Genomic DNA, 11,095 nt, shown 5'->3' with positions numbered 1-11,095 from the left:
CAGCACGAATCGTTCCATCCGAAGCTTGAATCATGATCAAGCCCGATGTGGAATCCTGAATATCAACAGGCCTTAATGCATATCGCGCAAAAGTGTGCAGCGGTTTTGCGACAGCGACATGCATGAAAACAAAGGCCTAAAGCGCGTCGCCTGAATCCGCTTCAGCGCGACGCGCTTTAGGCCCAGACGAAGCGTTAACTGCCGCACTGCCGCATCTGCGCGGCGTAATCGCGGGCCATCTGGTCGGTGGCGCGCGCGTAGCCTTGAACGCCGGCGTCGCCGCGATTGCCGCGGCCATAGGCGGTCCAGCCGAGATAGTAGGCCAGATAGAGATTGTAGGTGTCGTTGCGGGCGACGCCGAAGGTGCCGGCGGTCTTGGAGTGGTACCAGCCGACGAAGTCGATGGCGTCGGCAAAGCGCGTGCGGCGCGCCGCCCAGTTGCCGGTCTCGCTTTGATATTGCGACCAGGTGCCGTCGAGCGCCTGCGAGTAGCCGGTGGCGCTCGAGACATGGGTCCACGGGATGAAGCCGAGCAGCTTGGTGCGCGGCGGGCGGGCGTTGCTCTTGAAGCCGGATTCCTTGCGCACGGTCGCCATCAGCACGGGGACGGGAATGCCGTATTTCTGCTCGGTCCGTTCGGCGGCCGACTGCCAGTTGTCGAACCAGCCGTCATTCTGGTCGAAGACGGCACAGACATTGTTGATGTGGCTGGGCGCTGTCGCGCAGGCCGAAAGCGCCAGCAGCACGGAGACAGCGACAATTTTACTAAAACTCGACCTACGCATTGGAAGACGAATAGGCCGAAATCATAAAAGGAGTCTTGCGCGGTTCCTTAACGCGGATGCGGAGGCACGAAAAAGCCGAGTGTCGATATTACGACCATCGGCGTCGTTATTTTCTTCATTGTCTTTGAAAAATGCCGCCTTGGCTAAAATCACGCCGGCAAATGGCGAATTCCTGACAGCTCGCATCTGATGCCGGCGCTCTGATGCGCGCATGAGCGAACCAAGACGCAAGCGCGGCGCCGAGCGCACCAGCAACCGTGGCCCCGCGGCCATTCCACAACTGCCGCGGCGGCGGGTGGAGAATCCCTATCCGCCCATGGCGCTGCTGTCGGCCGACCAGATCGAGGCCATCCACCAGGCGTCGATGCATATATTGGAGAATTTCGGCATCGAGGTGATGAGCGCGCGGGCGCTGTCGCTGTTCGAGCGCGCCGGCGCCAAGGTCGATCACGGCTCGATGAATGTGCGCGTCGATCGCGGCATGGTCGAGGCGGCGCTGAAGTCGACGCGTCCGGCCTACACGTTGACGCCCCGAAACCCGGACCACGCCATCCATCTCGGCGGCAGCACGATCAACTTCACGCTGGTGGCGGGGCCGCCCAATGTGCATGACATGGAGCGCGGCCGCCGCGCCGGCAACCTTGCCGACTATTCGGACCTCGTGCGGCTGGCGCAGCATTTCAACTGCATCCACATGCTGGGCAATCAGGTCTGCGCGCCGATCGAGCTGCCGTCGAACACAAGGCATATGGACACCTATTTCGCCAACCTGACGCTGACCGACAAATCTTTCCACGTCTCGGCGATCGGCCGGGGCAGGGCGCTCGACGGCATCGAGATGATGGCGATCGCGCGCGGGCTGACGCTTGATGAGATGCGCGACGATCCCGGCGTCAACACCATCATTTCGGTCAACTCGCCGCGCCGCTTCGACGAGATGATGGCGGAAGGGCTGATGACCATGGCCGAATACGGCCAGTCGGTGGCGGTGACGCCGTTCACGCTGATGGGCGCGATGAGCCCGGTGACGCTGGCCGGCGCGCTGGCGCAGCAGAATGCCGAAGCGCTGTTCGGCATCGTGCTCACGCAGCTGGTGCGGCCCGGCGCGCCGGTGATGTATGGCGCCTTCACCTCCAATGTCGACATGAAGTCTGGCGCGCCCGCCTTCGGCACGCCGGAAAACACCAAGGCCAATATCGCATCAGGGCAATTGGCGCGGCGCTATGGATTGCCCTATCGCACGACGCCGGGCTCGGCCTCGAACGCGGCGGACGCGCAGGGCGCTTATGAGACGCTGATGGCCTTGTGGGGCGCGGTGCTCGGTCACGGCAATCTCGTCTATCACGCCGCCGGTTGGCAGGAGGGCGGGCTGACGGCTTCGTTCGAAAAGCTCATCATCGATGTCGAGATGATGCAGCACATGATGGAGTTCCTGCGGCCGATCGTGGTCGACGAGGCGGAGCTTGCCGTGGACGCGCTGGGCGCGGTGCCGACCGGCGGCCATTTCTTCGGCGAGCCGCACACGCTGGAGCGCTACGCCACCGCCTTCTACCAGCCGATGCTTTCCAACTGGCAGAATTACGAGGCCTGGCAGGAGGCTGGCGCGCTCGACACGACGGCGCGCGCGACGCGGCTGTGGAAGAAAGCGCTGGAGGACTATGTCCAGCCGGCCATGGACCCCGCCGTGCGCGAAGCGCTCGAAGCCTATATGGCGCGCCGCAAGGAAGCGATCGGGCAGGGCGAACCGTGATGGAACAGCTTCCCATCCTGATTCATTTCAATCTCTCAACTCACTGAACCAACGAGAAAACCCCATGAAGTCGCATGCAAAGGTCGTGGTCATCGGCGGTGGTGTCGTCGGATGCTCGGTGCTGTTCCATCTTGCCCGCCATGGCTGGACCGATGTCGTGCTTCTCGAACGCGATGAGCTGACCTCGGGCTCGACCTGGCATGCGGCGGGCGGCATGCACACCATCAACGGCGACCCCAACGTCGCCAAGCTGCAGAAATACACGATCTCGCTCTACAAGGAGATCGAGGAGCTTTCGGGACAGGCGACGGGCGTGCACCTGACGGGCGGCGTGCTTCTGGCGGCAACCGAGGCGCGGCTCGACTGGTTGCGCGGTGTCGTGTCGAAGGGCCGCTATCTCGGCATCGATCTCGAAGTCATTTCCGCGAAGGAAGCCGCGGAATTGATGCCGCTGATCGATCCCAGCCAGTTCGTTGGCGCCGTGCGCAACAAGGAGGACGGCCACCTCGATCCGTCTGGCGTGACCCACGCCTATGCCAAGGCCGCGCGCAAACTGGGCGCCGAGGTCGAGCGCTTCACCAAGGTCGAGGACATCGTGCGCCGGCCCGACGGGTTGTGGCGCGTCATCACCAACAAGGGCGAGGTGGTGACCGAGCATGTCGTCAATGCCGGAGGGCTGTGGGCGCGCGAGGTCGGCCGCATGGTTGGGCTCGAGCTGCCGGTGCTCGCGATGGAGCACATGTACCTGATCACCGAGGACATGCCGGAGGTCGCGGATTGGAACAAGAAGACCGGCACCGAGATCATCCATGCCGTCGACTTCGACGGCGAGCTTTACCTGCGCCAGGAGCGCGGCGGCATGCTGATGGGCACCTATGAGAAGGCCAACAAGGTGTGGTCGGAGTTCACCACGCCTTGGAATTTCGGCCATGAGCTGCTGGAACCGGACATCGACCGCATCGCGCCGTCGCTGGAAGTCGGCTTCCGCCACTTCCCGGCCTTCCAGAAGACCGGCATCAAGCAGATCATCAACGGCCCATTCACTTTCGCGCCCGACGGCAATCCGCTGGTCGGCCCGGTGCGCGGCCTGCCGGGCTTCTGGGTCGCCTGCGGCGTCATGGCCGGCTTCAGCCAAGGCGGCGGCGTCGGTCTCGCGCTCTCCAACTGGATGATCGAGGGCGATCCCGGCGCCGACATCTGGGCGATGGATGTCGCCCGCTACGGCGACTGGGCGACGATGGCCTACACCAACGCCAAAGTGCGCGAGAATTACTCGCGCCGCTTCTCGATCCGTTTCCCCAATGAGGAATTGCCGGCCGGGCGCCAGCTCAAGACGACGCCGGTCTACGACCTGCTGTCGGCCAAAGGCGCGCAATGGGGCGTTTCTTTCGGGCTTGAGGTGCCGCTGTGGTATGCGCCCGCGGGCGTCAAGGATGAGTTCTCATGGCGGCGGTCCAACGATTTCGCCCATGTCGCCAATGAAGTGGCGGCGGTGCGCGGCGGCGTCGGCCTGTCGGAGATCTCGAACTTCGCCAAATACAAGGTGACGGGCGAGGGCGCCTCAGCCTGGCTCGACCGTGTGCTTGCCTGCAAATTGCCGAAGCCCGGCCGCATGACGCTGGCGCCGATGCTGAAGCAAGACGGCAAGCTGATCGGCGACTTCACGCTCGCCAACGTTGGCGACGGCGAATGGTTCATCGCCGGCTCCGGCGTCGCCGAGCAATACCACATGCGCTGGTTCGAGGCGCATCTGCCCAAGGACGGCTCGGTATACATCGAGGCGCTGGGGCAGAAACTCACCGGCCTCGCCATCGCCGGACCGAAAGCGCGGGAGGTGCTGGCGAAAGCCAGCCGCGCCGACGTCTCCAATGCCGCATTCCCGTTCATGGCGGTGGCGCGGATGGATATCGGCATGGCGCCGTGCCTGGTCGGGCGCGTCAGCTATACCGGCGATCTCGGCTACGAGATCTGGGTGGCGCCCGAATATCAGCGCGCCGCCTTCCAGGCGCTGCTGGCGGCGGGCGAGGAATTTTCGATCGGCCTGTTCGGCTCGAGGGCGCTCAATGCGCTCAGGCTGGAGAAGAACTACGGCTCATGGGCGCGCGAATACCGGCCGATCTACGGGCCGCTTGAGGCCGGGCTCGACCGTTTCGTCGCCTATGGCAAGGATGCCGATTTCATCGGCAAGGCAGCGGCGCTCGCCGAGCGCAAAGGGGGCGGCAAGCTTCGGCTGCGCAGCTTCATTGTCGACGCCACCGATGCCGACGTCATCGGCGACGAGGCGATCTGGCATGACGGCGTCGTGCTCGGCTGGGTCACGTCCGGCGGCTATGCGCATAATTCGAGGAAGTCGGTCGCCTTGGGCTTTGTGCCCAAGGAGATCGCCGACAGACCGGACGGGTTCGAGATCGAGATCCTCGGCAAGCGCCATGCGGCGCGCATCCAGGCGGCGCCGCTGTTCGACGCCAATTTCGAACGGATGCGCGCCTGAAGCGCTACGGCTTCGCCGATGCGCTTCAGATTCTTGGCTTTGTGCATGCCGTCATCCCAAAACGGCTGAGCACTTTTGGGCGACATGCACTGGCGGTGCATGCTTTGTCAGCCGCGACGGTTGTCCAGCGCGAAGGCGCCTGGGCCGGCGAATATAAAATAGAGGAAGATGAAGCAGAAGGAGATCGCCAAGTCGCCGCCGTTGTTTACGGGGAAGAAGTCGCGCGGGAAGTGCGCCATGAAATAGGCGATGGCCATTTCGCCAGCCAGGAGGAAGGCGACCGGGCGGGTGAAGAGCCCGAGCGCCAGCAGGATGCCGCCAGCGAATTCGAGAATGCCGGCCGCCGTCGTCAGCCCGGTGAGGGCGTGCGGCTGAGCGCTGACCGGGAAGTTGAACAGCTTCTGCGAGCCATGTTCGATGAACTGCAACGCGGTCATGATGCGTAGCACGCCCAGCGCCTGCGGCCGGTACCGGGCAAGGCTTTCAAAAAGCTTCATCTAAAACTCCATTTTACCCCGCCCGGCCATAAATTATCACCCGGCAATGGACCACTCACTTCCCACGGCCCCACCATCAACAATCGGTGAGTGAAAATGGTTTCACCTCCCCATAAATGTTCTCGCAATGGTTGCATATTTATCCCTATGGTTGTATTGATATGCCGAGACATCAAACCATACGGGTCCGCTTTGCCATGAAAAAAATCCTCATCAGCCTATTCGCAATCCTTGCAGGCACCAGCTTCGCCGCGGCCGCTGACGGGGGCTGCGATGCCTTCAAATGGCCGGTTGCGCGCGAGCAGGCCTTGTTCCCAGCGGCGCCGGCCGCCCAGTCCGGCACCTCCCTGACAGTCGGGCAAGCGGTGGATTTCTCGCTCGAGGCCGTCGACACGGTCAGCTTTGAAGTGCCGCCGGAACGCGCACCGGAAGCCGGCACGTTCGGCGCGACGGCCAGCGTGGCAGTGCCGCCTGATGGCGAGTTGCAGCTCAGCCTGTCCGACGAGGCCTGGATCGATGTCGTGCAGGACGGCAAGACCGTAAAATCGGCGGCTTTCAGCGGCGTCAAGACCTGCCCGGGCATCCGCAAGAGCGTGCGCTTCAAGCTCGCCGGCGGCGCGGCGATCATCCAGATCAGCGGCGCAAAAAAGGCCGATCTGAAGGTGGCTGTGCTGACGCCGGAGTGATCCGGCATCAGCCCATCCAAGCACGCGCTGCTAACGCGTCGACGCCAGCAGCGCGAAATGCGCGCCTTGCGGGTCCTGGCACTGGATGATCCACTGGCCGCTCGGCACGTCCATCGGTCCCATGATGACCTTGCCGCCATTGTCGGTGACGCGCTTGGCGGCGGCGTCGATGGCGTCGACGTTGAAATAGAACTGCCAGACGGGAACCGGGATCTGCGGCGGCTTGTTCATGATGCCGCCGCCGGATTCGGGGCCGGCGCCGAAGGTCTGGTAGATGCCCATCTCACCCATGTCCAACTGGCCGGCGCTCTCCCAGCCGAACTGGCTGGAATAGAAGTCGAAGGCGGCTTTCCAGTCCGAGGTGTAGAGCTCGTGCCAGCCAACATGGCCGGGTGTGGTCGCCGGCACCGGCGGCTGTTCAGGCTGATTGGGCTGAAGGAACATGAAGGCGGCGCCTTGCGGGTCGGCAACGACGGCGAAGCGGCCGACGCCCGGAATGTCGTCCGGCGCGCGGTGCACCGCACCGCCGGCGTCCTTGAGCGCTTGCGTCGAGGCGTCGACGTCCTTGGTGTAGATATAGCCCACCCAGGCCGGCGGCATACCCATCTTGGCGGGTTCTTCCGGCATCGTCATCAGCCCGCCGACGCCGCGCACGCTGGAATTCATCACGATGTAGCGCGGCATGCCAGGCGCCTTGTCGAAGGGCTCGGCCCGCCAGCCGACAACGGCGGTATAAAAAGCCTCGGCGGCGTCGAGGTCGGTGGTCATCAGTTCGTACCAGAAGAAAGGTTGCGGGGATTTCGGCATCGTCGGTCTCCTCACCGGTTCAGGCAGCGATCGCGGTTCGATCCATCCTAGGACGATCCTGGCGACAGAAATCCGACATCTGGGCCGGAATTCGAGGATGGCAAGGCACTAGCGCATATCGCCTAGGGCGCGCAGCGGTTTTGCGACGACGACATGCATCAAAGCGCGCCTCGCTCCGATCCGTTCCTGCGTGATGCTTTAGGATTCGCAATCTTGCGCGCCATGGGGTTTTCGACTTTGCTTGTTGCCGATGAGGGGTTTCGATCCATGCGCCACATGTCACTGACGCCGGAACTTGTCGCTCTGTGCCATCGGGAGGAGGTCGACCCTGGCCCCAGCGGGGATTGGGCACAGCTAAGCGACGATGATTTCCGGACGCTCGCCACGCGTCTTGCCGGCGAGGCCGATGAAGGTCCGCTCTGGGTGTTCGCCTATGGCTCGCTGATCTGGAAACCGGCCTTCGAGTCCGTCGAGCAGTTGCGCGCCTCGGCCCATGGCTGGCATCGCTCCTTCTGCCTGGATCTCGTGCGCTGGAGAGGCAGCGCCGAGCAGCCCGGACTGATGATGGCGCTCGAACGCGGCGGGCGCTGCGATGGCGTGATCTACCGCCTGCCGGACGGTGACAAGGCAGCCCAGATCGAAAGGCTGTTGCGACGCGAGATCGACGATCACGAAGCCGTCAGTTCGGTGCGATGGGTCCCAGTGCGCACCGTGCAAGGATCGCTCAGGGCGCTCGGTTTCTGGGTCGGCGTCACCGGCAGGGGGACGTCTCTCGGGCAGCCGCTGGAGAGCGTAGCAAAGATATTGGCTCGCGCGTGCGGCCATGTCGGTTCGGGCGCCGAATATCTCTACAACACCGTCAGCCACCTTGAGACATTCGGCATCCATGACCGCAATCTGTGGCGGCTGCAGGAACTGGTGGCGGACGAGATCCGGTCGATCCATGGCCACAAGGTCACAAGCCATGCCATAGCAGAGGTTACCGAGCTGGCTATAACATGATTTAATTTGTCATGTTTTACTCAGCCATTACAGTGGCTTGGCCGAAAATTGACCAATTGATAAAAAAATAAAACGTGCTAGCCTTCCCAAAACGACAACAAGGGGAGCTGGAATGGCGACTGGTCATTTCATCGAAGGCATTGCCGGCGGCCGGCTGTCTTCCGAGCAATATGCCGACAATTTTTCCGACCTGCATCCGCCGCTCGATCATCATGAGGCGCTGGTCGAATCCGATCGCTGCTATTTCTGCTACGACGCGCCGTGCATGAACGCGTGTCCGACTTCGATCGACATCCCGCTGTTCATCCGCCAGATCGCGACCGGCAATCCGCTGGGCTCGGCCAAGACGATCTTCGACCAGAACATCCTTGGCGGCATGTGCGCCCGCGTCTGCCCGACCGAGACGCTGTGCGAAGAGGTCTGCGTGCGCGAGGTGGCGGAGGGCAAGCCTGTGCAGATCGGCCGGCTGCAGCGCTACGCCACCGACGTCGCCATGAGCGAGGACAAGCAGTTCTACAAGCGCGCCGAGCCGACCGGGAAGAGCATCGCCGTGGTCGGTGCCGGGCCGGCCGGGCTGGCGGCAGCGCATCGCCTCGCCCGTCATGGCCATGAGGTGACGATCCTGGAGGCGCGGCCGAAGGCCGGCGGCCTCAACGAATATGGCATCGCCGCCTATAAGAGCGTCGACGATTTCGCCCAGGCCGAGGTCGACTATGTCACGGCGATCGGCGGCATCGATATCCAGAACGGCAAGGCGCTCGGCCGCGACTTCCAGCTTGCCGACCTGATGCGTAACTACGACGCGGTGTTCCTTGGGCTCGGGCTCGGCGGGGTCAATGCGCTGCGCGCCGATGGCGAGGATGCCGATGGCGTCACCAATGCGGTGGAATTCATCTCGGAACTGCGCCAGACGAGCGACCTTTCCAGCCTGCCGGTCGGCCGACGCGTCGTCGTCATCGGCGGCGGCATGACGGCGATCGATGCCGCGGTGCAGTCGAAGCTGCTCGGCGCGGAAGAGGTGACGGTCTGCTATCGGCGCGGCCAGGAGCACATGAACGCGTCCGGCTTCGAACAGGACCTGGCCGCCGCCAACGGCGTCACCATCCGTCACTGGCTGCAGCCGAAGCGCGTCCTTGCCGAGAACGGCAAGGTTTCCGCGATCGAGCTCGAATACACCGCGATCAGCGGCGACAAGCTCGCCGGCACCGGCGAACGGCTCACGCTTGTCGCCGACCAGGTGTTCAAGGCGATCGGCCAGAGCTTCGTGCCGGCGCATCTCAACGGCAGCGGCGAGCAGATCGACCTCGAAGGCGGACGCATCAGGGTCGATGCGGAAGGCCGCACTTCGCTCGCGAAAGTCTGGGCCGGCGGCGATTGCATCTTCGGCGGCGACGACCTGACGGTCTCGGCGGTGGCGCAAGGGCGCGACGCCGCCGAGAGCATCCACCGGGCACTGACCTCTAACGGGAGGGCATGAGCATGGCAGACATCCGCAACAATTTCGTCGGCATCAAGTCGCCCAATCCGTTCTGGCTGGCCTCGGCGCCGCCGACGGACAAGGCCTACAATGTCATCCGCGCCTTCCAAGCCGGCTGGGGCGGCGTGGTGTGGAAGACGCTGGGCGAGGAGGGCCCGCCGGTCGTCAACGTCAACGGCCCGCGCTACGGCGCGATCTGGGGCGCCGACCGCCGCCTGCTCGGCCTGAACAATATCGAGCTGATCACCGACCGCGACCTGCAGGTCAATTTGCGCGAGATCAAGCAGGTCAAGAAGGACTGGCCCGACCGCGCAGTCGTCGTCTCGCTGATGGTTCCCTGCGTCGAGGATGCCTGGAAGGCAATCCTGCCGGTGGTCGAGGACACGGAAGCCGACGGCATCGAGCTCAATTTCGGCTGCCCGCATGGCATGTCGGAACGCGGCATGGGCGCGGCCGTCGGCCAGGTGCCCGAATACATCGAGATGGTGGTGCGCTGGTGCAAGCAGAATACCCGTATGCCGGTCATCACCAAGCTGACGCCCAATATCACCGATGTGCGCAAGCCCGCGCGAGCGGCACTTGCCGGCGGCACGGACGCGGTGTCGCTGATCAACACCATCAACTCGATCACCGGCGTCGATCTCGACAGTTTCGCCCCGCAGCCGACCATCGACGGCAAGGGCTCGCATGGCGGCTATTGCGGTCCGGCGGTGAAGCCGATCGCCATGAACATGGTGGCCGAGATCGCGCGCGATCCCGAAACGCATGGCCTGCCGATCTCGGGCATCGGCGGCATCACCACCTGGCGTGATGCCGCTGAATTCATGGCGCTCGGCGCCGGCAATGTGCAGGTCTGCACCGCGGCCATGACCTACGGCTTCAAGATCGTGCAGGAGATGATCGCCGGGCTGGAGAACTGGATGGACGAGAAGGGTCATGCCTCGCTCTCCGACATCATCGGCCGCGCAACGCCCAACGTCACCGACTGGCAGTATCTCAACCTCAACTATGTCGCCAAGGCGCATATCGACCAGGACGCCTGCATCAAATGCGGCCGCTGCCATATCGCCTGCGAGGACACCTCGCACCAGGCGATCACCAGCATGGTCGACGGCGCCAGGCATTTCGAGGTGATCGAGGCCGAATGCGTCGGCTGCAACCTCTGCGTCAATGTCTGCCCGGTCGAGGGCTGCATCACCATGGAGCCGCTGGCGGCCGGCGCGATGGACCAGCGCACCGGCAAGCCGGTGTCCCCGATCTACGCCAACTGGACGACGCACCCCAACAATCCGATGGCCAAGGTGGCGGCGGAATAAGCTTGGGTTCCTCGCCCCACGCAGTGGGGAGAGGTGGCCCGGCGAAGCCGGGACGGAGAGGGGTCTTCGGGACGGCTGGACACCGCCGAGGCCCCTGATTGCCTGTTGCCATTCCTTGCGCCTCGTTTGCGGCTACGGCGTGCCACATTTCCAAGCGGCTGGCTTTTGGCGATAGCGTGCTTGGCTGCTTGGCGCATGCATTGTCTTATGCAGCGCTGGTCGACCCCCACTCCGTCTCGGCTTCGCCGAGCCACCTCTCCCCCGATCGACGGGGTAGAGGAAAG

The 11,095-nt window shown here is 63.9% G+C and carries 9 protein-coding genes; 6 read left to right on the top strand and 3 right to left on the bottom strand.

The window, feature by feature from the left end; all coding sequences use genetic code 11:
* Positions 1-194: 194 nt before the first annotated feature.
* Positions 195-785 (bottom strand): hypothetical protein, encoded by a 591-nt coding sequence (locus FJ424_RS33030; protein ID WP_140647617.1) that lies wholly within the window; start codon positions 783-785, stop codon positions 195-197.
* Positions 786-996: 211 nt separating this feature from the next.
* On the opposite strand from FJ424_RS33030, the gene FJ424_RS33025 reads away from it, so the two are divergent.
* Entirely contained in the window at positions 997-2,535 is a 1,539-nt protein-coding gene (locus tag FJ424_RS33025) for a trimethylamine methyltransferase family protein (protein WP_140659944.1), read from the top strand.
* Positions 2,536-2,599: 64 nt separating this feature from the next.
* Positions 2,600-5,026, top strand: a complete 2,427-nt coding sequence (locus FJ424_RS33020; RefSeq protein WP_140659943.1) for an FAD-dependent oxidoreductase — start codon at positions 2,600-2,602, stop codon at positions 5,024-5,026.
* 107 nt (positions 5,027-5,133) lie between these two features.
* On the opposite strand, the gene FJ424_RS33015 is transcribed toward FJ424_RS33020, so the two are convergent.
* Entirely contained in the window at positions 5,134-5,523 is a 390-nt protein-coding gene (locus tag FJ424_RS33015) for a DoxX family protein (RefSeq protein WP_140659942.1), read from the bottom strand.
* 197 nt (positions 5,524-5,720) lie between these two features.
* On the opposite strand from FJ424_RS33015, the gene FJ424_RS33010 reads away from it, so the two are divergent.
* Complete coding sequence (locus FJ424_RS33010) at positions 5,721-6,209, top strand: hypothetical protein (RefSeq protein ID WP_140659945.1); 489 nt, start codon at positions 5,721-5,723, stop codon at positions 6,207-6,209.
* Between the two features lie 30 nt (positions 6,210-6,239).
* Here FJ424_RS33010 and FJ424_RS33005 read toward each other — a convergent pair whose 3' ends face one another.
* Entirely contained in the window at positions 6,240-7,016 is a 777-nt protein-coding gene (locus FJ424_RS33005) for a VOC family protein (RefSeq protein ID WP_140659941.1), read from the bottom strand.
* A 267-nt stretch (positions 7,017-7,283) separates the two neighbouring features.
* Between FJ424_RS33005 and FJ424_RS33000 the strand changes: the two genes are divergently transcribed.
* The 3 genes from FJ424_RS33000 to preA all read left to right on the top strand — a co-directional run bounded on the left by FJ424_RS33000 (position 7,284) and on the right by preA (position 10,811).
* Positions 7,284-8,018, top strand: coding sequence for a gamma-glutamylcyclotransferase (locus FJ424_RS33000; RefSeq protein ID WP_140659940.1), 735 nt, complete (start codon positions 7,284-7,286; stop codon positions 8,016-8,018).
* A gap of 112 nt (positions 8,019-8,130) precedes the next feature.
* Positions 8,131-9,495, top strand: coding sequence for an NAD(P)-dependent oxidoreductase (locus FJ424_RS32995; protein WP_140659939.1), 1,365 nt, complete (start codon positions 8,131-8,133; stop codon positions 9,493-9,495).
* Positions 9,496-9,497: 2 nt separating this feature from the next.
* On the top strand, positions 9,498-10,811 hold the full coding sequence (preA, locus tag FJ424_RS32990) for an NAD-dependent dihydropyrimidine dehydrogenase subunit PreA (RefSeq protein ID WP_140659938.1): 1,314 nt from the start codon (positions 9,498-9,500) through the stop codon (positions 10,809-10,811).
* Positions 10,812-11,095 lie beyond the last annotated feature (284 nt).

Source organism: Mesorhizobium sp. B3-1-8, assembly GCF_006439495.1.
Lineage (GTDB): Bacteria > Pseudomonadota > Alphaproteobacteria > Rhizobiales > Rhizobiaceae > Mesorhizobium.
The sequence above is the reverse complement of the archived record's forward strand: the minus strand, read 5'-3'. Positions and strand labels throughout refer to the sequence as shown.